Source organism: Roseibium sediminicola, assembly GCF_023156505.1.
Lineage (GTDB): Bacteria > Pseudomonadota > Alphaproteobacteria > Rhizobiales > Stappiaceae > Roseibium > Roseibium sediminicola.
Map to the genome: position 1 here is coordinate 1 of NZ_JALNMJ010000018.1, position 22,527 is coordinate 22,527.

18 protein-coding genes are annotated in these 22,527 nt (G+C 60.8%); 4 read left to right on the top strand and 14 right to left on the bottom strand.

The window, feature by feature from the left end; genetic code table 11:
* Nucleotides 1-437: 437 nt before the first annotated feature.
* Nucleotides 438-1,214 (bottom strand): substrate-binding periplasmic protein, encoded by a 777-nt coding sequence (locus M0H32_RS21370; protein WP_248157465.1) that lies wholly within the window; start codon nucleotides 1,212-1,214, stop codon nucleotides 438-440.
* Nucleotides 1,215-1,352: 138 nt separating this feature from the next.
* Here M0H32_RS21370 and M0H32_RS21375 point away from each other — a divergent pair, with 138 nt between their 5' ends.
* The gene (locus tag M0H32_RS21375; RefSeq protein WP_248157467.1) at nucleotides 1,353-2,234 is read left to right on the top strand and encodes a DMT family transporter; all 882 of its coding nucleotides are present in this window, start codon (nucleotides 1,353-1,355) and stop codon (nucleotides 2,232-2,234) included.
* A gap of 51 nt (nucleotides 2,235-2,285) precedes the next feature.
* Here the strand turns inward: M0H32_RS21375 and M0H32_RS21380 are convergent, their stop codons facing one another.
* From M0H32_RS21380 to M0H32_RS29660, 4 genes are all read right to left on the bottom strand, one after another.
* Entirely contained in the window at nucleotides 2,286-2,681 is a 396-nt protein-coding gene (locus M0H32_RS21380) for a hypothetical protein (RefSeq protein ID WP_248157469.1), read from the bottom strand.
* A gap of 900 nt (nucleotides 2,682-3,581) precedes the next feature.
* Entirely contained in the window at nucleotides 3,582-6,662 is a 3,081-nt protein-coding gene (locus M0H32_RS21385) for a calcium-binding protein (RefSeq protein WP_248157471.1), read from the bottom strand.
* A gap of 33 nt (nucleotides 6,663-6,695) precedes the next feature.
* Nucleotides 6,696-7,166, bottom strand: a complete 471-nt coding sequence (locus M0H32_RS21390) for a toxin-activating lysine-acyltransferase (RefSeq protein ID WP_248157473.1) — start codon at nucleotides 7,164-7,166, stop codon at nucleotides 6,696-6,698.
* Nucleotides 7,167-7,289: 123 nt separating this feature from the next.
* Nucleotides 7,290-9,077: a sensor histidine kinase gene (locus M0H32_RS29660; protein ID WP_248157475.1), complete on the bottom strand. Its 1,788-nt coding sequence runs from the start codon at nucleotides 9,075-9,077 to the stop codon at nucleotides 7,290-7,292.
* On the opposite strand from M0H32_RS29660, the gene M0H32_RS21400 reads away from it, so the two are divergent.
* A complete protein-coding gene (locus M0H32_RS21400) occupies nucleotides 9,006-9,995 on the top strand; it encodes a response regulator (RefSeq protein ID WP_248157478.1) in 990 nt (329 codons plus the stop codon). The two genes, M0H32_RS29660 and M0H32_RS21400, sit on opposite strands and share 72 nt — an antisense overlap.
* A 66-nt stretch (nucleotides 9,996-10,061) precedes the next feature.
* On the opposite strand, the gene M0H32_RS21405 is transcribed toward M0H32_RS21400, so the two are convergent.
* The 3 genes from M0H32_RS21405 to M0H32_RS21415 are packed head-to-tail and all read right to left on the bottom strand — an operon-like array spanning nucleotide 10,062 to nucleotide 13,140.
* Complete coding sequence (locus M0H32_RS21405) at nucleotides 10,062-11,126, bottom strand: TRAP transporter substrate-binding protein (RefSeq protein ID WP_248157480.1); 1,065 nt, start codon at nucleotides 11,124-11,126, stop codon at nucleotides 10,062-10,064.
* A gap of 14 nt (nucleotides 11,127-11,140) precedes the next feature.
* Nucleotides 11,141-12,706 (bottom strand): TRAP transporter large permease, encoded by a 1,566-nt coding sequence (locus M0H32_RS21410; protein WP_248157482.1) that lies wholly within the window; start codon nucleotides 12,704-12,706, stop codon nucleotides 11,141-11,143.
* The gene (locus M0H32_RS21415) at nucleotides 12,703-13,140 is read right to left on the bottom strand and encodes a TRAP transporter small permease subunit (RefSeq protein WP_248157484.1); all 438 of its coding nucleotides are present in this window, start codon (nucleotides 13,138-13,140) and stop codon (nucleotides 12,703-12,705) included. The genes M0H32_RS21410 and M0H32_RS21415 overlap by 4 nt, the downstream gene beginning before the upstream one ends.
* 428 nt (nucleotides 13,141-13,568) lie before the next feature.
* On the opposite strand from M0H32_RS21415, the gene M0H32_RS21420 reads away from it, so the two are divergent.
* On the top strand, nucleotides 13,569-14,111 hold the full coding sequence (locus M0H32_RS21420) for a peroxiredoxin (RefSeq protein ID WP_248157486.1): 543 nt from the start codon (nucleotides 13,569-13,571) through the stop codon (nucleotides 14,109-14,111).
* Nucleotides 14,112-14,189: 78 nt separating this feature from the next.
* Here M0H32_RS21420 and M0H32_RS21425 read toward each other — a convergent pair whose 3' ends face one another.
* Nucleotides 14,190-15,197, bottom strand: a complete 1,008-nt coding sequence (locus M0H32_RS21425) for a BMP family lipoprotein (protein ID WP_248157488.1) — start codon at nucleotides 15,195-15,197, stop codon at nucleotides 14,190-14,192.
* 299 nt (nucleotides 15,198-15,496) lie between these two features.
* Between M0H32_RS21425 and M0H32_RS21430 the strand changes: the two genes are divergently transcribed.
* Complete coding sequence (locus tag M0H32_RS21430; protein WP_248157490.1) at nucleotides 15,497-15,820, top strand: hypothetical protein; 324 nt, start codon at nucleotides 15,497-15,499, stop codon at nucleotides 15,818-15,820.
* Nucleotides 15,821-15,842: 22 nt separating this feature from the next.
* Here the strand turns inward: M0H32_RS21430 and cydX are convergent, their stop codons facing one another.
* The 5 genes from cydX to cydD form a co-directional block, all read right to left on the bottom strand.
* Nucleotides 15,843-15,962 carry a cytochrome bd-I oxidase subunit CydX gene (cydX, locus tag M0H32_RS21435; protein ID WP_248157492.1) on the bottom strand — a complete coding sequence of 40 codons (120 nt, stop codon included), beginning with the start codon at nucleotides 15,960-15,962 and terminating at the stop codon, nucleotides 15,843-15,845.
* A gap of 12 nt (nucleotides 15,963-15,974) precedes the next feature.
* Nucleotides 15,975-17,132 carry a cytochrome d ubiquinol oxidase subunit II gene (gene cydB / locus M0H32_RS21440; protein ID WP_248157494.1) on the bottom strand — a complete coding sequence of 386 codons (1,158 nt, stop codon included), beginning with the start codon at nucleotides 17,130-17,132 and terminating at the stop codon, nucleotides 15,975-15,977.
* Nucleotides 17,133-17,138: 6 nt separating this feature from the next.
* Nucleotides 17,139-18,746, bottom strand: coding sequence for a cytochrome ubiquinol oxidase subunit I (locus M0H32_RS21445; protein ID WP_248157495.1), 1,608 nt, complete (start codon nucleotides 18,744-18,746; stop codon nucleotides 17,139-17,141).
* Between the two features lie 278 nt (nucleotides 18,747-19,024).
* Nucleotides 19,025-20,692 carry a thiol reductant ABC exporter subunit CydC gene (cydC, locus tag M0H32_RS21450; protein WP_248157497.1) on the bottom strand — a complete coding sequence of 556 codons (1,668 nt, stop codon included), beginning with the start codon at nucleotides 20,690-20,692 and terminating at the stop codon, nucleotides 19,025-19,027.
* Nucleotides 20,689-22,491 carry a thiol reductant ABC exporter subunit CydD gene (gene cydD, locus M0H32_RS21455; protein ID WP_425607345.1) on the bottom strand — a complete coding sequence of 601 codons (1,803 nt, stop codon included), beginning with the start codon at nucleotides 22,489-22,491 and terminating at the stop codon, nucleotides 20,689-20,691. Before cydD ends, cydC begins: the two co-directional genes overlap by 4 nt.
* Nucleotides 22,492-22,527: the final 36 nt, after the last annotated feature.

The window sequence follows — 22,527 nt, forward strand, 5'->3', positions numbered from 1 at the left end:
CACCAAGGGATTTGAGAAACGAATTTGTAGCACACATTGCGAAACGCACTCCCAACATTGAGATGCGTATCAAGTCGCAACCCGGATCAAGACGGGCAACGTGGGGTGCTGCCAACGCTTACCTTTTGCTTACGAGGTGCGCTCAAATTTCTCTGCTTGAAATTGCCTGAACTCGCTATGCGTTGCGTAGTTTTGGAATACACAACGAATAACCAAGTACACCAAATTTACACCATTGGCTCAAAAACGGCAGAAACCTGCGACTTTGATCCCTTCCATCATGGGGGCCACGGAAAAGCGCGGCTGATGGCGGGTGTAGAGGCGGTCAGAAGTCGTCATGGGCGGCTCAATATCATTTGCGGGCCGAAGACGCAAAGGCGGCGTGCCGTGCCTGGTATCTGTCCAGTCAGGCCACGTCCGTCAAATGACTTCCGGCGTCAATTGATTGTCTTGGGCCGGATAAGGGCTCCGATGATACGGTCAAAGTCGCCGGTACCGCGGATTATTTCCAGGCCGCGGTTGAAAGAATCGATGAAATAGGGGCCGTCATCGATCTGGCGCGATACCAGCAAGTGATAGGACCAGGCATAGGTCATGGTGTGCAGATGGCCGATCCGCTTCTGCTGGTCCGGCGTCAGGTGTTCCAGCACCGCTTCATAACCGCTGGTTTCAAGCTCCGGGACAAAATCCACCCGTCCCATGGCCAGCATTTCAAACAGCTGCTGATTGTTCTGCACACGAGCGACAGTGATCGAACCGTCCTCAATCAGAGGCGCGAATTGTCGGCCGAAGGCGCTGGAATCGAGTGCGCCCATGACCTTGCCTTTCAGGTCTTCCGGTTTGCTGGCATCAAGCGCATGGTCCTTGTTGAAGAAGACAACCTCCTGCAAGGTGAAAAGCGGATCGCTTGCCAGGAAAATGCGCTCACGTTCAGGTGTCAGAACCCACATGAACGTGCCGTCCCAAGCGCCACGTTCCACCAGCACCATCGCCCGGTTCCACGGGAAGAATCCATATTCCACGTCTATGCCGACGGCGGCAAAGGCAGCCGTAACAAGAGACGATGCCGCTCCATAGCCGGGCAGAGTTTCCGACTGATAGGGCGCCCACTCCCCATTGGTCAGTCGTATTTTATCCGGGGTATCCGCGAAAGCCGCGCTGCCGAAACATAACAGCGTCAACAACGAAAAAAGCAGGCTTCTCGCAAAAGGCATACAAAACCTTATATGAATTGAGTGAAATTTACACCCTTGAATTGCCTTGCCGACCGGGTCCGTTCCAATGCGGCGAACACCAGCCTTGCGTAAGTACCCGCCTGTGCTTACCTGATCTTTCGGGCAGGAGACCAAGGTATGCAGACAGCAACAGCCGGCACAGGCTCTCAGGCGACAACCGGCATCCTGTTGATGTCGCTAGGGGTTGCAAGTCTTTGCGTCAACGATGCCATCGCCAAGACGCTGACGGAGGGCTATTCGCCGATCCAGATCCTGTTCCTGCGCAACATCATCGCCCTGCCCTTTGCCATGCTGATCGCGCTCAAGATGGGTGGACGCGCCGCGCTGGTGACGCACCGGCCGGTGGCTCATCTCCTGCGCGGTGTCCTGTGGCTGATCGCGGCGACGCTGTTCTTCACCAGCTTTCTCTATCTGGGCCTGGCCGAAGCGACCGCCCTGATCTTCGTGATGCCGGTCTTTGTCACCGCCGTGTCGGCGCTGATCCTGCGGGAACCGACCGGCTGGCGGCGCTGGTCAGCGGTTCTGGTCGGTTTTGCCGGGGTGCTGGTGATCGTTCGCCCGGGTGGCGACACGTTCCAGACGGCCTCGCTGCTGCCGGTGACGACCGCGTTTTTCTATGCCTTGCTGATGCTGAGTGCCCGCTGGGTCGATCCGCGCGAAAGCGTCTGGACCATGATGCTGTACCTGGTCGGCGCCGGCGCGCTCCTGAGCGCCCTGGTGATGCCTTTTGTCTGGGTTCCGCCGCGGTTGGAAGACACCTGGCTGTTTCTGGGCCTGGCGCTGTTCGGCACCGTCGGCATCACGCTGATGACCCAGGCCTTCCGTTTCGCGCCGGCGGCGGTCGTCGCCCCGTTCGACTACACGGCCCTGATCTGGGCGACCCTGCTGGGCTACCTGCTCTGGGGAGAAATCCCGGACCTCGCCACGTATCTCGGCGCTGCAATCATCATTGCCAGCGGTATCTATATCGTCTTGCGTGAGCGCAAGCTGGAGAGCTGATTGGCTGCCGCCGTCGACCTTGCTCCGGCAGCAAACCAACCCACACACTTTCTACTGCAGCGGCGGCGTAATGCGATTGGCGGCCGACCACACATTTGGCGAAATATCGCAACCAAGCCCCAGCTCATTCAACCGCTTGGAACGCTGTCCAACCTGATAGGGGCCGGTAAACGTCGGACACTGACAGGTGGTCAGGCCGTTTTCATCGATCGAACACGGCGCGGTCATGCAGCCCGCATAAAGCCCACTGTCGCAGGTGGTCGAGCCGAAGCTATGCTCAGAGACATGCGCGAAGCTGAAGGTCGAGATCAGATGCACGTCCGGCCGATCCGGATAAAGCGTCTGTTTCTTGTTGTCACTGGCGCTGCCGAGCATGGAGCAGACAGCGGCCTGCTGGCATTCTTCAGGCTTGAACTTGGCTTCCGAACACTTGTTCAGGTTGATCATGTTGAGACACTTCTTGCCCAACGGCCCGCATGTGGTGCGCGTCTCCTCTAGGGTCTGTGGACAATTAGGATTTGGTCTTGGTTTGAATGCAAATGGCTCGAGTTCAAGAAGCAAAGGCGCAGGAAGGGTCAACCCTTTCAAGCCTTTGCGACGCCGAAATGAGCCATTTGCATTCAAATCCCCCATTCCTGATATCTGGGGGGACGCAGCGGATTTCGGTTTCGCGTGCGTCGGAAAGTTCTTGTAGTGGGCAGCACCACTGCGAACTTTCCTTCTGCTCGAAGACCGAAATCCGACAAGCGCCAAGACCGAAACCTAAATGTCCACAGACCCTAGCACCTCTGGGTTCAAGATGCTGGTCAACAGCACATAATTATTCTGAAACTCAAGACCAAGCTGTTGCCCATCCGGTGCCCCGGTCTCCCCGTCCACCGCATAACAGGTGCAGGCGGCTGCCCCGGGATCGTTCGGATCCAGCTCGCAGGGCATCACGGGCGGATCGGAATAGCGGTGGCTGGGCGTCGCGATCTCGGGACCGGAATAATAACAAAGCGCATAATCATTGCCGCTACAGGCAAGGAATTGTGTCGGTAGGGTTCAACTGTCCGACCGCGGCGGCGGCAGGTCGTTGGCGGCCGCGGGCGAAGCCGGTAACAGACACAGGCTCAAGGCTAGAACAAGGGCCGAAAGAATGGATTTCATGATTGACCTCCCCAGGCTGCTGCATGTCTTTCTGATTTAATCTTTTTCAAGAAACTATCACTGGTTGCAGATTTCACCAACAGGGTTTGGGCAAAGAAGCGACCCATGAACTCCCGCCAGGCGTGACAGACACCATCTGCACACACGAAGGGGCGGTCCCGGACCGCCCCTTTGCTGGCACATCCTTTTCAGCCGGTGTCAGATGAAATCGGTGCCCGGTACGCTCATGTCCAGGGCACTGGTACCGTGACCAAGAGCCGTATCGAGATCGGAACCGACAGCGCTTGCCTCCGAAGCCCCAAAAGCGCCGAGCGTGTCCGCTGCGCCGTCGAGAAGCGCCAGAATGTCTGCGGAGGCGAAGGTCTCCGATCCGATGGAGACACTGTCGGCGCCAAAACTCACGCCGTCCTCGACGCCCACCTGATGGTATATCGCCGTCAGGTCGAACCGGAAGCTGTCGGCGCCCTGGACCACGTCGAGCCATTCCACAGCTGAGGAGGCGTCGTCCATGCCGTGAACCGTGGCGACGGTCCTGTCCTCGACCTGGATCTGCAGCGCATCCGCCGACCGCGTGAACAAGAACGTGTCCTCTTCCAACGCCATCGCGGAGAAGCTGCGAAGTTCAATCGTGTCGTTGCCGCTCGGCGCCTGGCTCAGCTCGTCGAGCTCGGGCAACTCGACGCCAAAGCCTTCCAGGAAGGACTGGATGCCGTCGGTGGCGCGTTCGGCAATGCTGACTTCACCGTCGGCCCAGATCGTGTAGGTGTCGTCGCCGGCTTCACCGGAGAGGAAACCGACCCCACCGAGGACGTCGTCGCCGGCGCCGCCCAGAGTGACATTCGCCTTGACCTCATAGGCGCCGATGCCGGGCAGTCCCAGGTCGGGGCTGAAATCGGAGACCGCGTCGATCAGATCCGACACCGGCTCGGTGACGTCCTTGATCGCGTTGGCGGTGCTTGTCAGAGCGGACCGGAAGGTCTGCACCAGCGGCACGTCGGTCAGGACGTCGTGGATGATCAGCTTGGTGAAGTCCATCACATCCAGGATCACATCGTTGCCGTCCCCACCGGCATAGAGGTTGCCCGCACTGACCGCCAGGACTTCGGGAGCTTCGCCCTGGTCGATTTCCTGCTGCATTTCCAACGCGTCGATCAGCTTGTCGAGACCGTTGCTGGAGAGGATCAGATCGTCCCCCTCACCGCCCATGACCAGCGAATTGGTATCCGCCAGGGCAAAGGCGACGTCATTGTCGGCGCCGCCGTGAACGATCGCGCCGGGACCGCCGGCAACCATCAGGTCTGCGCCCTCGCCGCCGAGCTGGGCCGTCAGAACCAGTTCCTCCGGCAGGGCCCCGGTGACGACGGCGCCCTTGCGGTTGCCGTCCGTGTCGGTTTCCGTGTTGGGCGACAAGGTCACAGCGGCCTCGTCACCAAAGGAAAGACCAAGCATCACGTCGGTGCCGGCGCCACCATGCTGGAAGGACACAGCGCCCTTGAACTGCGGGGCCACGACCTTGGCGGCCGCAACCATGACATCCGATCCATCCCCGCCGAACTGGGCAACACCCTGGCCACCGCCGATGACGATGTCGTTGCCGGCATCGGCATATTGCAGGACGCCGACGCCGCCGCCGACCATGACATCATCGCCCTGGCCCATGACCTGGACCGTGGCCGCGCCGGCACCGAAGGCATAGTCCTTGCCCGAGCCGCCGAACTGGAAGTTGTTGGCGCCGCCACCGATCAGCACGTTGGTGCCGCCGCCAGTCGTCTCGAAATACTCGTCGAAGTTTTCGATGACCTCGGCGAACTTGCCGTCATCGAAGCCGAGATCGGAGGGAACCGCGCTCCACAGGTGATCGCCGAACTGGATGTTGCTGGTGCCACCCGCCATCAGGACGTCATCCCCGGAGCCACCAATCTGGATATTCGCGCCGCCGACCGCAAAAAGCGCATCATTGCCGGCGCCGCCATGCTGCAGGTTGACCCCGGCAACACCGACCAGGACATCGGCACCGTCGCCGCCGAACTGGCCGACATTGGTTCCGAGCCCGAACAGACTGTCGTTGCCGGCCTCGCCGAATTGCAGGTTGCCGGTGCCGGCCGCGGCCAGGAGATCGTTGCCTTCACCGCCAAACTGGATATTGGCAACGCCGAGCGCCTTCATCCGATCTTCGCCGGTGCCGCCCCACATGGTGTTGACGCCGCCAAGGGCAAGCATGTCGTCGTCACCCGCGTCGCCATGGATGAGGTTCACACCGCCAACGGCCTCGATCGTGTCGTTGCCGTCGTCGCCGTGAAGCACGTTGATGCCGCCGGCCGCCTTGATGGTGTCGTTGCCGGACCCGCCATAGGCCCAGGTGGCACCGGCAACGGCTTCGATGTGATCGTTGCCGGCCTCGCCATGAATAACATTCGACGCGCCGTAGCCGTAGATGGCGTCGTCGCCATCGCCGCCGCGCATCACGTTGGAAGCGCCCCGGCCTTCCATGTGGTCTTCGCCGTCATTGCCGTACATGACGTTGGACGCGCCATGGCCTTTCAGGGTGTCGTCGCCGGTGCCGCCATGCATCACGTTCGAGAGGCCATGCCCCTCCATCGTGTCGTGGCCGCTGTCGCCATGCATCACATTGGAGGCACCGTAGCCATACATTCTGTCGTCGTGATTGCCGCCGGACATGACGTTTGACGCGCCACGGCCTTCCATGTGGTCCGCGCCGTCCTCGCCATACATGACATTGGACGCGCCATAACCTTTCACTGTGTCATTGCCGGTGCCGCCATACATCTTGTTGTAGGCGCCATAACCATAGACACCGTCATGGCCCGAACCACCCTTCATGATGTTGGTGGCACCGTAGCCATAGAGAGTATCGTTGTAGCTGCCGCCGTCCATGTCATTGTAGATGCCATAGCCGTAGAGCTTGTCGTAGCCGCTATCGCCGCGCATGACGTTCTTGGCGCCGTAACCATAGAGAGTGTCGTTGCCGGTGCCGCCATACATGCCGTTATAGGCGCCATATCCATAGAGCTTGTCGGTGCCGCTGCCACCATAAAGATAATTGGTGGCACCATAGGCCTTGATCTTGTCACTGCCCGAGCCGCCATAGAGATAGTTCGTCGGAGCCCAGGCCTCGATATAGTCGTTGCCGGAGCCGCCCCAGAGCTTGTTGCGGATCGCGGAATAGCCGTAGATCGTGTCGTTGCCGTCACCGGCATCCTTGTTGCCGTAAAGGCCGTAGAGCTTGTAGGTCTGGTGAATGCTTGAAGAAGAGCCCATTTCGAAAAGTCCTTTTATCTGGAAGGATTTGGATCACGCCGCGTAGGCGCGGGCCTTGACGGGACGGCCGAACTGATCGCGTCCGGGGTGCTGGACGACGCGCAGAATGCGGCCTGTTGAATCGCGCCGGACCGAGCGAAGCGCACGTTCTGGAAAGACGGTGCGTTTCAGATCGCGCGCGACATGAAACCCGTCTCCGAAGGGCGCTATGAAATCGATCACGACGGGGTTGTCGCCGTTGTTCCATTCCTCGGGTGCGGGTGTGTGGTCCTGGTGCAGAACGGCCTGTTCGCTCGCCTCGTCGAGCCACGCCCAGGTCGCCAGGGCAACCGGCCGGCCGGCGCGCCGCCAGACACGCATCTGGCCGAGCATCAGCGGCGGCAGGATCAATCCGCCGATTGCCGCGATGCTGCGCTCCTTGTGAAGCGGGCTTTCCGCCATCAGGGCGGTCGCTTCGCCCAAGAGGGCAAAGGTCACTTGCGGGGGAATTTCGACGGGGGCCATGAACTTGCTCCTGACTGCGTTAGCGTTGTCAGAAAGCTAAGAACGGCCGCTCCGCTGCGTTATGGGGTAAATCCCCCAATCGTCGGGTCGCCGGAAACCGGGCCCTCTCGCCGGGAAGGCCTGTCAGTCCTGGCCAGCGCCTTCGGGCGGAGTGGCCGCGACGAGCGGTATGCCGAGCGAGAACCTTGTGCCGCTGCCCGGCAGCGACGCGGCATCGAGCGATAACCCGTGCCCCGCGGCGAGTTCGGCGCAGATGGCGAGCCCGAGGCCGTGCCCTTCGCTGCCCTCGCCCGATTGCCAGGCTTGGCGATAGCGGTTGAGATCCTCGGCGCTCATGCCGGGCCCGGTGTCGAGGACCTGGATCTCGATCCGGCCGCCCCGCCGCCTCACTCCCGCCAGCACCTTGCCCTTGTCTGTGTATTTGATGGCATTCGACACCAGGTTCGAAACGATCCGCATCAGGGCCAGGGGCTGAACAGAGACCAGAGCACTGGAATTGACGACCTTGAGGGACAGTCCCTTGATCCGGGCTTCATCGCCGAACATCTGACCGACAGTGTCGAGGATTAGGGAGACGCTATAGGGCTCGGCTTCTGACTGCACGGTGTCCCTATTGTCTTTGGCGCTTTCGCCGGCCGCTTCAATTTGTGCTTCGTCCAGATGGCTGAGGGCCAGGTCCTGAATGTAGTCGAAGGCTTCCTGGAGGCGTGCGCGCGTCGCGCCCGGATCGTCGCGTGTCATCGCCTCCACGCTCATGCGCAAGGCACTCAGCGGCTGCTTGATGTCATGGGACATGGACGCCAACTGAAGCTGCCGCTTGTCGGCAAGGTCGCGAACACGGGAATAGTTCTGTTCCGCCTTCAGGAGTTCCTGTGTGACGGCGGCTTCCTTCCGCACCGCCTCGATTTCCCGGGCGAGCGCATCGGCATGTTCGCGGCGCAGCTCGATCAGGCCGGTGGAGAGGCCAGCCATGACGCCGAAGGCGAGCGTCGCGTAGACGCCCTTGATAAACCAGGGAATGGAGATGTCACCGACACCTGTTCTGGCGATTGCAAGGACCACGACCGCGGAGAAGCCAAGCACCGTCACCAGCGTGACCCAGCGCACCACACGTCTTCTGGCACCGTCAAAAGCATCCCACTGGAAGACGCAATAGACCTGGGTGGCAAACATGGCGGCCATCAGCAGGTAGCTCAGCGGCGCAACGATCTCCGCCGGAAGCACAAACACCAGGGCAATGCTGGCAAGCACAGCAGCTGACAGCGCGTAGAACAGCCGTACATGTTTCTGCTCACTGGAATAGCGCCGGATCGACAGGCCCGCCGTGAAAAATCCTTCCGCGATCAGGATCAGAAAAAGAACAAGACCAACTGGCAAGTGCCAGTCGGGATGGTCCGGATAGAGCCAGCGGAACGGAAAATTATCCAGATAGGCGACGAAGCCCAGGCCGAGCAGCAGCAGCAACGCATAGGCGAATTCGACGAGGCTGCGCATGGCCAGGCTGAAGACAAAGAAGAACAGCAGGCAGGCGCCGAGAAAAGCATAGAATCCGGCCAGTTTCAGCACATCGGCAAAGGCGGCTGCTAGATGTTCCGATGGCTCTTCGAGCGCGAAATTGGCCTCCTCGATCGCGCCATGGACCATCCTCACGGCCAGCGTGGCACGTTCCCCCGGCACCAGCGTGACCGGCGCACTGCGCAGCCGGGTCAGGCTGTAGTCCCTTGCGGAAAACGGCAAGCGGATATCATGGGCAAGCAGCTGCTCGCTCTTTCCGCCGGCGCGCAAGAGATAGACCTCGAGCGCGATCAGTCCATGAATACCGGACGTCAGGATCCAGCTGTGTTCACTCTCCTCACCGACAGTCTCGCGCGCCTCGATGTCGACCAGCCCCCAGATGGCCTGGTAGGGCACGACGGCGGCTCCGGCCGCCTGGAAATCCGGCGTGAGGTCACCGCGCCGATGGCGGTGTTGCAGATCCTGCAGCGTTTCCCGGGTGTCGGGAGCGAACCGCATTGCGCCCGCGACATCAATGACCTTGGCAGACGGATCGAGCATCAACGGCTTCTGTGCCTGCGCACTGCCGGGGAGCATGGTGAAGAGAAGGCTCAAGCAGACCAGAAGATATGTTATGACTGCTTTCACGCCGTGCCCTTCATCCGTTTGGTCGAGCTTATCGTGCAAGAGCCCCGCTTTCATGCCGTAATTGCAGACGACCATGCAATTGTCCGTGCCGGTCTGCGCATTGCCCTGGAAACCCCGGGAACCGTCGTTTCAGAGGGGATTGCGGTGGTCGCGGAGGCAAATGACGGCCTGCAAGCGATAGCGGCCGTGCGCCGGCACCGCCCGTCCCTACTCCTTCTGGATGTTCAGATGCCGCTTGCGGGCGGACTGGAGGTTTTCGTCGAGGCCAGGCGCTGGTCGCCGGACACGAGGGTCGTCATCCTGACCGGCGTGTCATCGGTGGGGAAAATCGGTGAACTCGTCGCCAGCGGGGTCGATGGCCTGTTCTCGAAAAGCGAGGACCACGACGAGCTGATTGCCAAGCTCCCCAATATCTTGAGCGGACAACGTCACATCGCGGGCCGGTTCGAGGAGATGCTGCGGGATGCACCTGCCCCACCTTTGCTGTCGGACCGCGAGCGCCAGACGCTCAATCTGATCGTTTCCGGCCGGTCGAACAGGGAGATCGGCGAGACCCTCGGCATCAGCGCCAAAACGGTCGACCGGCATCGCACCAACCTGATGAAGAAACTCGATGTGCATTCGGTGGCGCAGCTGATCGCCTATGCGCTGCGCGAAGGTCTGATCGACCCGTCCGTGGAATTGTGACTGCAACTGTTTACAGAGAAGGCAGCCGGTCCTTTCAACCGGCTGCCTGTCGTTGTCTCAGCGCCCTCAGATCCGCTGGGTGAAGGTTGCCGCCTTCACCTGGATCGCATAGTCCTTGGCAAGCTCAAGGAATGCGTCGTAGCTCTTCTGCACTTCGGCGAATTTTGGATTGGCCGAAGCGTTTTCGGCCATCACCTCGGCGACAGCCGGCTTCAAGGCGGCTATGACGTCGTCCGGGAAGGCCGCGAAGGTGACGCCGTCATCCTTCAGCTTCTTCATGGCCACGGCGTTGTAATAGTCGAACTGGGCCGTGGTCTCGACAGAGGCTGCTTCGGCCGCATTGGCAATGATCGCCTGCAGATTGGCCGGCAGGCTGTCATAGGCGTCCTTATTGACCACGATCTCCAGAGCGGCGGAGGGTTCGTGGAAGGCGGGCACATAGCAGTATTTGGCGACTTTCTGCAGACCGAATGCCTGGTCCAGCATCGGACCGACCCATTCGGCGGCATCGATGGCGCCAGACTGGAAGGCCGGGAAGATTTCCGGAGGCGGCAGCAGCACCGCGTTGACGCCGAGCTTGCGCATGGCTTCGCCGCCAAGGCCGGCAATGCGCATGTTGAGACCAGCCAGATCGTTGAGGCTTTCGACCGGCTTCTTGAACCAGCCGGCTGCCTGGACGCCGGAACTGCCGGAATAGAACGGCTTCAGGCCGCGCTCTGCGTAAATGCTGTCCCAAAGATCCTGGCCGCCGCCGTAGCGCAGCCATGCGGTTGTCTCGACCGCGGTCATGCCGAAGGGAACGGCGGAAAAGAAATGCAGCGCCGAGTTCTTTGAGGCTGCGTAATAAGGCGTTGAGTGACCAATCTCGGCCGTGCCCTGTTCGACCGCGTCCTCGACACCGAAGGGGGGCACCAGTTCGCCGCCCGAAAACACTTTGAAGGTCAGCTGCCCGTCGGACATCGCCGCCACCCGGTCAGCAAAGGTGGTCACGTTGGTGCCGACGCCGGGCGCCTTGGCCGGGAACGAAGTTGGAAGTTTCCACTCGATCTTACCCTGGGCAATCGCCGGGGCGGCCAACAGGCTGGCAGGCGCGGCGACCGCGCCCGCTTTCAGGAAATCGCGTCTCTTCATGGTACTCCTCCACATTATCTGAACAGAATCTCAGGCAGGAACGTCGCCAGTGCCGGAAAGGCCGCGACCAATCCCAGCGCCAGCAGCTGGATGACAACAAACGGAATCACCGAAACATAGATATCCGACGTGCGGATTTCAGGCGGCGCAACCGACCGGAAATAAAAGAGCGCAAACCCGAAGGGCGGCGTCAAGAAGGATGTTTGCAGGTTCAGCGCGATCAGGACTGCGAACCAGACCGGTGAGATGTCCGACTGCAGGATGATCGGGCCGACAATCGGCACGACGATGAAGATGATCTCGACGAATTCCAGGATGAAGCCGAGCAGGAAGATGACCAGCATGGTCAAGACCAGCATTCCCAAGGCGCCTCCCGGAAGAGAGGTGAGCAGTTCCGCCACATGTTCGTCGCCATTGAAGCCGCGGAACACTAACGACAGGATGCTGGCCGCCATGACGATGCCGAAAATCATCCCGGTTATGGTCACGGTTTCCCTTAGCGCCGGCAGCAGAATGCCACCGCGCAGCAAGGACCCGGAAGCAGCAAGCAGCAACAGGAAGGCCGTCCCGGTCAGCACCAGGGACAGCAGGGTCATGGCTGACCAGCTGACCTGCCCTCCTTCGAAATCGAGACCGAACAGCCCGGCCTGACGCAAGACAAGAAGCAGCACCGCCAGACCGGCGCAAGCCATGGCCACGCGCGCCATCGCGCCGCCCCGGTTTGCGGCCGCAATCAGGATGGCACCGGCCACGCCCACGCTGGCGGCCTCCGTCGGGGTCGCAATGCCCACCAGAATGCTGCCGAGCACCGCCACGATCAGCCCCAGGGTCGGCGCAATGTCGCGGATCAGTTCTATGGCAGAAACGGAGCGTTGCGAAGACTTCCGCCCGGTATCACGCCCCTGCCCCGACCGGCGCAGCCGGAGCAATACGTAAGCGCCGTAAAGGGCAACGAGCAGCAAGCCGGGCAACAGCGCGCCGGCGAAGAGGTCGCCGACCGTCACCGGATCGGGCGCGAAGTTACCGGCCTCCTGCTGCGCCTCGAAATAGGCGTTGGAGACCTGGTCTCCCAGAAGGATCAGCACGATCGAGGGCGGGATGATCTGACCGAGCGTGCCGCTGGCGCAGATCAGGCCGCTGCTCATGTGTTTGTTGACGCCGGCCGACAGCAGCGCCGGCAGCGTGATCGTGCCGAGCATGACGATGGTTGCGCCGATAATCCCGGTCGAAGCCGCAATCAGCGCGCTGACCAGAACCACGGAAAGCGCGAGCGCCGCCTGGTGCCCTCCCAGGGCCGCCGACAGGCTTTTGAGCATGCGTTCCGCCTGGCTGGATTTCTCCAGGACCAGTCCCATGAAGACAAAGAGCGGAACCGCCAGGAGCAGCGGATTGGACATGATGCCGAACACTCGCTGCGGCACCGCCTGGAAATAGAGAAGATCGAATGCGCCCAGCGAAGCCGCCGCAAGCGCGACCAGTGTCGGCGCCCCAGCAATAGCCAGCAGAACAGGCACACCGCTCAGGATGCAAGCGAAGACCGACACGGCCATGATGATGAGCCAGACAATATCCATGCTCATGAACGCGGCCGCCTGAGAACGCCGATAAGCCGCTGCAGCACAAACAGAACCACAAGCGCCGGCAGGATCAGGAGGCAGGTTTTGACAAGAAAAAGCCCCGGCAGGCCACCGGTTTCGGGAGAACCTTCCAGGATTTCCCAGGAACTGCGTACCAGCGGATAGGCTGTCCACAGCATCAGGCAGAACACCGGCAGCGCAAGCAGGAGATCTCCAGCAGCGTCGATTGTCCGGTTGGTCCAATCGCTCCAGGTCTGCCGGAAGACATCGACACGCACATGCTTGTCGGCATCGAAGGCAACGGCAACGGACAGGGCAACCAGAGCGGCGAAGGCATAATTCACGCCGTCCTGGATTTCCAGGAACCCGACGCCGAGCAGATAGCGCATGAGCACCATTGCCAGCTGCCCTAAAAAGACAAGGGCGGCAAACCCCATGCAGAGCCACCGAATGGTCTGAAAAATCCCTTGCATCAAATGGCCTGTCTCCAAGGACGGAATCCGTGTTTCGGCAAAAATATCCGTTCCGACAATGATTTGCCAGAAATTCCGCTTGGAAAGCTGTGCAAGCTTTTTGCGCATCCAGAAGGATTTTGGGCGACTGCCTCGCTGTATTTTTCAATCGCGGCCGGCGACCGTTGCCGCTGATGCCCCCTGTCAATCCCGTCAGGTTTTCCAACAGAATAAACTGCGCACAAGCTTCTTTGTCGCAGGCGGGCAAAAGCATTGCGGCAATGCAGCAAATGCGATAGGCGGGTGTCCTCTTCCGCTTTCAGGGCTCTGGTGTCCGGCTGCAATCCTCCCGCGGTCCGGACACGGTTTCAGGGCGCTGACCATTCTGCCTTAAGCCAATTCCGGAGTGAGAGATGCTCGGCAAAAAAGTTCCGTCCGTTACCTTCCGCACGCGCGTGCGCGACGAATCCATCGAAGGCCCGAACCCGTTCCGTTGGGAAGACAAGACCAGCGACGACTATTTCAAGGGCAAAAAGGTTGTGCTGTTCTCGCTGCCGGGTGCGTTTACGCCGACTTGCTCCACCTACCAGCTGCCGGATTTCGAAAAGCTCTTCGACGAGTTCACGGCTGAAGGCATTGACGAGATCTACTGCGTGTCCGTCAACGACGCCTTTGTCATGAATGCCTGGGCCAAAGCTCAGGGCATCGACAAGGTCAAGGTGATTCCGGACGGTTCCGGCGAGTTCACCCGCAAGATGGGCATGCTGGTCGCCAAGGACAATCTCGGCTTCGGCATGCGTTCGTGGCGTTACGGCGCGATCGTCAACGATGGCCAGGTCGAGCAGTGGTTCGAGGAAGAAGGCTTCTCCGACAACTGTGAAAGCGATCCCTACGGCGTCTCCTCTCCGCAGAACATTCTGGAAAAGCTGCGCGACGCCAAAGTGCAGGCTGCCTGATTTTCCGGCCCCTTCCAAAAACGAAGAGCCCGGCAATTGGCTGGGCTTTTTTCGTTTCTGCTGCCGGTCGGCCGGCGCTCAGAACACCTGGTCGCAACCTTCGATTTCCGTCACGGGTTCGATTTTCAGATGACCTGACGCGAGCTCCTCCTTGGTCTCATTGACCTTCCCTTCAATGTCGGCCACCAGCGCCTTGTTATACTGGTCGACGGACCAGTCGACGCCGTTGTCGCTGACGGACATTGTCAGGACACCCGCTTCCCAGGTGCCCTTGGACACCGCTTCCCATGTCGAAAAGGCAGCCTCGTCCACGCGCTTTAACGCGCTGGTCAGGACCGTTCCGGGAATGAAGTCGTTCCGGTTGGCGTCCACCATGATGACATGCGCACCGGCTCCTTCCGCGGCCTTTGCGACACCTTCCGCCGCAAGGCCCGCCGGAGCAAAGATGACGTCGACCCCTTCGGCCAGCATCTTCTCGGCGATCTGCTTGCCGCCAATTATGTCCCGGAACGCGCTGATGTCGGCACCGACGAAGGCGGCAACCACCTGGGTCTGGCTGTTCGCATGTTTCGCACCGGCGGCAAAACCGCACATGAAGCGGCGCACCGGTGGAATATCCGTTCCACCGATGGTTCCGACCTTGCCGGTCCTGGATTTCAATCCGGCAACATAGCCGGCGATGAAGCCGCTTTGTTGTTCCGAAAACAGAATGGACCTCACATTGGGCAGATCGGCAACCATTCCATCAATCAAGGTGAAGCTGACATCCGGAAACTCGACCGCCGCCGTTCTGACCGCGTTCGTGTTGGCGAAGCCCAGGGTCACCAGATGATTGGCGCCCCGTTTGGCGAGCATGCGCAGCACGTTGAGCGTCTCTTCCTCATCCACGGTCACCCATTCGTCGATGTCCAGGCCGAAATCGCCGATCGCACGGGATGTGCCGAGATGGGCCAGTTCGTTGAAGGAACCGTCATTCTTGGTGCCGGCGAACAGGATGGCGCCGCTCGTCTGGGCAAGCGCGGGCGTTGCCACGAAAAGGCACAGCACGCCGATAACCGCCAGCACTTGTTGTCTATTTCCAATCATTGGCCCGCGTTTCCAAAGGCAAATCCGGTCACCTGCAACATCAAAGGAAACGGATAGTCCGTCCGTAAGGACAGCAACAGAAAACTGTACACATCAATTCACATTAGAAGTGTCCCCAGCCCAGAACAATGGTCACTTCCGACAAGGCCGGCCGGCCCAGAAAGTGTCGACCGGCTCGGGAGGTCGTAGTTGACCTGTCGAAACGCAACAGGCCGTTCAACAGAAGCAATTTCCGGTGGAATTTCTTAAGATCCACGCCCCATGATTTTGAAACTCGCCCTGTTTCAGAGATGGTTCCCATGAAGAACTTGAAATCCGCATTGCTGGGAATTGGCCTGCTGACCGCGGGCAGCCGGGACGCGTTCGCCCTAAACCTGGGATTTGTCAGGTTTCCGGACTGGATGGACATCTACATTTTCTCGCAGTTCGCCATCACCTTTGTCGCCTGGCTCGGTCTGTGGGTGACCAAACCAAGAGGTGTTGCCTTCCAGGATCTGTGGAATGTTCGGCTCTCGCCCTTGGCAAATCTCTTTCACTACACGATGGCCATTGCCTTCATCGCGGGCATGATCCTGCTGTTCTTGGGGATGGGGCTGACCCGCTACGCGGAAGCAACGTCGTGACCTTCGGCGTTGCAGTCCCGCATTAGCGCCGCTCCTCGAGCCGCCTGCGGGCGTCCTCTGAGCGCAGCTCCAGCCACATGGCGTTCAGGATGGCCAGGCAGCAGGCCAACGGCATTCCGAGGATCCAGGCAAAATACCACATCGATTTGTCTCCTCAGTAAGCCGTGTGGTTGTCGCGCTCGATGCTTTCCTCGTCCACCTTGCCCCACAGGACTTTGTAGACCCAGGCGGTATAGACCAGCACGATCGGCAGGAAAATGAGGGTCGCAACCAGCATGTTGAACAGGGTTCGGTGGCTGGAGGATGCGTCCCAGACCGTCAGGCTCGCCTCCGGCTGGATCGAGGATGGCAGAATGAACGGGAACATCGACACACCAACGGTGGAGATAATGCCGAACAACGCCATCTTGGAAAACGGGAAAATCATGATCTCGAGACGGGTCTGCAGCAGCAGCAACGTGCAGAACAACCCCAGGAAACCCATGGCCGGTGCCAGCCACAACACGGGATGGACCGTGTAATTGTAAAGCCAGGCGCCGCTTTCGGTGATCGCCTGCTTGGCAAGCGGATTGGCCTGCATGTTCGGGTCAATTTCCGAGGTGATGCGGAAGCCTTCGACATAACCGGAGGCGACCAGATAGCCGCCAAGTGCGAACAGCACCAGACCGAGACCGGCTGCCAGGGTTCCGAAGCGGCGCGCACGCGCGGCAACGTCACCGGTTGCCCGCATCACCAGCCACACGGAGCCGTGCATGACCAGCATGGAAACAGACAGCAGGCCGCACAGAAGCGAGAATGGCGAGAACAGTCCGAAGAAGGAACCCTCGTAGGTCATGCGCAGATCATTGTCGAGCGAGAACGGGACCCCGAGCATGACGTTGCCGACTGCAACGCCGAAGACCAGCGCCGGCACGAAGGAGCCGGTGAACAGCGCCCAGTCCCAGGCAGTGCGCCAGGCCGGATCCGGACGCTTGGACCGGTACTTGAAGGCAACCGGCCGCAGGATCATCGCGGCCAGCACCACGAACATGGCGAGATAGAAACCGGAAAAGCTGATCGCGTAGAGCGGCGGCCAGGCGGCAAAGATCGCCCCGCCGCCGAGAATGAACCAGACCTGGTTGCCTTCCCAGGTCGGGCCGATCGTGTTGATGACAACACGCCGTTCGATGTCGGTTTCGGCAACGAACGGCAGCAGCGCGCCGACCCCCATGTCGAAACCGTCCATGACCGCAAAGCCGATCAGCAGCACCCCGAGCAGCAGCCACCAGATCATTTTCAGCACCGAGTAGTCGATCAATTCGTAAAGAACCATGTCAGATCACTCCGCGGGAACTGAGGCTGCAGTTGGAATGACCGGCTTTACAGGCGCGGCGGGCGGTGTCCGTGCCGCCTCGCCGTCCTCCGGGCCGATCTTGATATATTTGATCATCAGGGTGATCTCGATCACCAGAAGAGTACTGTAGAGCGCGATGAAACCGGCAAGCGTCAGCAAAACCTCGGTGACGGACAAGTTGGAAACAGCCGCGTGCGTCGGCAGCATGCTCTCGATGATCCAGGGCTGACGGCCGTATTCGGCGACGAACCAGCCCATTTCACAGGCAATCCACGGAAGGGGAATGGCCCAGACCGCCACATGCAGCAGCCAGCGGCGCTTCTCGCGCAAGGCATCCAGCTGGCCCGAGGAGGAGTAGAAGAAGAACAGCCCGGTCATCAGGATGAAGAAAAAGCCGCAGGCGACCATGATCCGGAAGGCGTAGAACATGGGCATGACTTCCGGAACGGTCGACCAGGCCGCCGCGTCCACCTGCTCGGTGGTCGCCTCCATCGGATTGTCCGTGAACGGCAACAGCAGATAGGCATAGCCGAGCGAATTCTCGTTCTGCAGGAAGGTCTCGCGCACCTCCGCGCTGGCATTGGCCGGGTCCTTTCGGATCGTCTGCAAGGCGTCCCAGGCAATCGCGCCCTGGCGGATCCGGTCCTTTGTGCGTTCCACCAGATCCTTGATGCCAGGAATGACCGTGTCGAGCGAGCGGGTCGCGATCAGCCCCATCACATAGGGCACTTCGATCGCAAACACGTTCTCGCGCTTTTCCATATCCGCCCAGGCGACCACGTTGAAGGAGGCAGGCGCCGGCTCGGTGTCCCACATCGCCTCGATCGTCGCCAGCTTCATCTTCTGGTTCAAGTTGGCTTCGTAGCCGCTTTCATCGCCGAGAACGACAACAGAGAGCGCCGAGGCAAAGCCGAAGGCGGAGGCAATCGCCATGGAGCGCTTGGCAATCGCGATGTGCCGTCCTTTCAGCATGTACCAGGCCGAAATGCCGAGCATGAACATTGCCGCGGTCACATATCCAGCCGACACCGTGTGCACGAACTTGGCCTGAGCCACCGGGTTGAACAACACATCGAAGAAACTTGTCACTTCCATGCGCATGGTGTCGGGATTGAAGGCGGCGCCGACCGGGTGCTGCATCCAGCCATTGGCGATCAGGATCCAGAGTGCCGAGAAATTGGTGCCGAGCGCGACCGCCCAGGTGGCCGCCAGGTGCTGGCGCTTGGAAAGCTTGTCCCAACCGAAAAAGAACAGGCCGACAAAGGTTGCTTCCAGGAAAAAGGCCATCAGCCCTTCAATGGCCAGCGGCGCGCCGAAGACATCGCCGACATACTGGCTGAAATAGGCCCAGTTCATGCCGAACTGGAACTCCATGGTCAGACCCGTCGCAACCCCCAGCACGAAGTTGATCCCGAACAGCGTGCCCCAGAACTTGACCATGCGTTTCCAGACCTCGCGGCCGGTCATCACATAGACCGTTTCCATCGTGGCCAGCAGGATCGACAGCCCGATGGTCAAGGGCACAAACAAGAAGTGGTAGAGCGCTGTCATGGCGAATTGCAGCCGGGACAGGTCAACGACGTTGAGTTCCATCGTATTCCCCCTTTTCAAACCCGATCGGGCTTGAGCAAAAACCTGATCGAAAACTCAATTGTCCTGCCGGTCCGGCAAGCGGCGCCCTTCCGTCCTGAAAGCTTGTCTGCTTGCCAATCCCGTCAATAAACCAGCTTGGAATATGAGTCTTCGTATGACCGGATGGTGGCCCAGGGTTAGAGCGAGGTCAATGCGACACTTCGGATGGAACAACCTGAAAGCGAGAAAAAACGGACGCGAACTCTTTGCAAAATGAACCACCTAGACAGCGATGAGGGTCAGATCGACGGGTTTTCCGTCAGGTGCAGACACCGGTCCGCATGGGCCGCTTCGCGTTGTTTATGGGTGATCATCAGCACTGACGCCTCGCCCCTGAAAGCAAAGAACCGTTCCAGCACCGCCGCAGCTGTTTCCGCGTCCAGGCCTTCCGTCATTTCATCCAGAATGAACAGGTCGGGGCGCGTCAAAAACGCACGCGCAAGCGCCAACCGGCGTTGTTCGCCTCCCGACAGACCCAGGCCGCCTTCCCCCATGACCGTGTCCAGCCCCAGGGGCGCCGACCTGATCCGGTCGGCAAGCGAGGCTTTTTCAAGGGCTTCCCAAAGCCAGTTTGCATCCGCGTCAGGCCTGGCAATACGCAGGTTTGCGGCGACCGTGTCGTTGAAGAGATAGGGACGCTGGCCCAGCACCGATACACGGCTGCGCAAGTTGGCGTCCGGAAAGGTTTCAAGATCCTGGCCATTTAGCAGGATACGCCCCCTACCCGGCACGATCAGACGCGCCGCCAGCGCCGCGACGGTGCTTTTGCCGCAGCCGCTACGGCCCGTGATCGCAAGCACCTCGCCGTTCGCGAGCTGGAAACCGAAATGGTTCAGGACGTCACGTGCCGCACCCGGATAACGGAAACCGACGTCCTGAAACGACAGCGCCACCGCAGGGGGGCCGGCGGATGACTTGACGTCTGAAACCATCGGCTTGGGCCCCGCCGGCCCGTCTTCGGGCATAAGTTGCCTGGACCGGCCGGCGGCAAGGGCAATCCGTGGCAGACGGTTTAGCCCCGTCACCAGCAGACCAATCGTTTCCGGCAAGGCCATCGCGACCAGAACCAGAGCGACGGCAAAGGCCGCACTGAAGTGCCCGGCAAGCGCGCTCCAGACAACAACCGCCAAGCTCGCCGCGAGAAACAGCTGGCCGATCAGACCGGACGCCGCACCGAGTTTGAGGGCACGCCGATCCTCAAGGGTCTCGGCAGCCTGCAGGCGTTCCTCGGCCGCCAGGACTGTCCGTGCTGCGGCGTCCAGCCCGCCATAGATCGCAAGGTCCCGACGTCCGGCAACCAGATCGGTGGTCCGGAGCCGCATCGCTTCAAGCGCGGCATCCGCCCGACGCGCCGTTTTCCTGTCGGCACGCGACAGGGAAAACGCGAATACACCGAGCCAGGCACAAATGAACAGGCTCCCAACCGCAAGCACCGGCAACGTAATGGTTGACCACCAGACCGCCAGCGATAGGGCCAGAACCGCTGCCACGACACCGGGCACGACCAGGCGCAGATAGAGCGTATCGAGGGCCGCGATGTCGAGCGTCAGCCTGTTGAGCAGCTTGCCGGATCGGGCGCCGCGCTGACCGTTCGCGGACATCGTGGAAAAGATCCGGTTGCGCAGGTCCGACAGGAACCGGAATGTCGCATCATGCGTGAGGACACGCTCGCCGTAGCGCCCGCCGGTTCTCGCGATCGCCAGAGCTCGGATGATCGCGCTTGGGGCAAAGATGTTCAGAAAGGAGCCGGAAAGGCCTGCGACAGCGGCCGCAGTGATGAACCAGCCGGAAACGCCGAGCAGCAACAGGCCGGCCGCGGCCGGGATCATCGACACAAGCACACCCAGCAGGAAAAAGCTCTTGTCGTGCCGGTACTGCGCCCGGATGATCTGCCAGACAGCCCTCATGAGCGCACCCCGGCAAGGGCCGGTTCAAGGGTGTTCAGATCGATAATGCGGCCGGGCAAGGAAAGAACCGCCGGATCATGGGTCGCGATCACCGTTGTCCGGCTCCTTGAAAGCTTTGCCAGGCCGGCGATCACATCGGCGGCTGTGTCTTCGTCCAAAGCGGCCGTGGGTTCGTCAGCGAGCAGAATTGCGGCGTCGGTCCGCAGCGCGGCGCGGGCAAGCGCAATCCGTCTGATCTCGCCGACGGACAGGCCGAACCCGTCTTCACCGACGGGCGTTGCCAGCCCGCGCGGCAATCGCGCGACCAGATCCGTGGCACCGGCCAGCGCGAGCGCTCTCCAAAGGTCGGCTTCCGTCACGGTCTCGGGACGGGTTGCCCCTTTCAGGAGATTGGCTTTCAGGCTGCCGTGAAACAGGCGTGGGGCCTGACCCAACCAGCAAATCGTCTGCAGCAAGTCCGGACCGGCCTGCTGCGGCGAAACGCCCCCAATCCTGATCTCCCCTTGCTCAAGCCGATGGAACCCGAGAAGGCTGTCGATCAGGCTGGTCTTGCCGCTGCTGCTCGCCCCCGTGAGAAGGATCGTCTCGCCAGGCTCGATCAGCAGGTTGAAATCCTTGAAGACAGTCTGGCCCCCCAGCAAAAGCGTTGCCGCTTTCACCTCAATGGCGGGAAGCCCCGGACACTTTCGGGCCGTCACCGCACTTTCGTCCCCCTCCCGTGCGGGACTGGAGCCGCCAGGGCGGCATTCCTTAAGGATCCGCGACAGGTTCTCTTGAGCGGCCAGCCCGGCTGCGCGATCATGATAGGCGGCGGCATACGCCCGGAGCGGGGCAAAAAACTCCGGTGCCAGCAACAGGATGAACAGGCCGGGCGCATATCCGAGCGGTGCCCCCCAGGCACCGATCGAGAGGTCGCCCAGCAGGGAAAAGCCGACAAAGACGGCGCAAAAGGCAATGCCAAGCGCCGAGAACAGTTCCAGCACCGTCGAGGACAGAAACGCGATCCTCAGTACCCGCATCGTGCCCAGACGAAACCGTTCGCCAGCGGCTGCAATGTCTTCGCGGGTCCGGTCAAGGGCACCGAACAGTTCCAGGGTCTCCAGGCCCCTGATCCGGTCCAGCAAAGTACCGCTGAGACGTGTCAGCTCTTCCTGCTGGTCCGCGCTGGCGGCTTTGGCTTTCATGCCGATCAGGGCCATGAACACAGGGATGAGCGGCCCGCAGACGAGGAGGATCAACGCCGCCAGCCAGCTGAACCAGGCCGTCGCCAGGACGATCGCAAGCGGCACAATTTTCAGCCGCAGCACCTGGGGAAAGAAGTTTCGGTAATAGGGGCCGAGATGATCGACCTGCTCGGTGACATGGGCTGCAAAGGCCCCTGATGACGGAAAATCGGCTGCCGGTGAAGCTTGAGCGGCTGCGGTGAGCAGTTGCGCGCGCGCCCGGCTCTGCAACGACTGGGCCGCCTGCCGCGCCATATCCGCTCCCAGCCCTTGCAACACGACACGAAGGATTGCCAGCAAAACCAAACCAGTCACGCAGACCAGAGCGGGACCAGACACGGAGGCTATGGCAAACGTCTCTTCCGGCACCGCATGCAAGCTCGTCAACAAAACCCCAAGCGCGAAGGCGATCAGACCGGCTTGCGGGATCCACAGCAAATCGGACGCCGCCGCAAGCCAACCGGCGCGCCGCAGACACTGACGTTCTTTTGCAAGAGGCTGGCCAATGTTCACCACGCCCATCGGTTCGTCGATGGGGTCCCGTGACCGGACATGTTCACTTACACGCTTTTGCATCGCTGTGTGATGTCGCGCTCCCCTCGCGAATTCAAG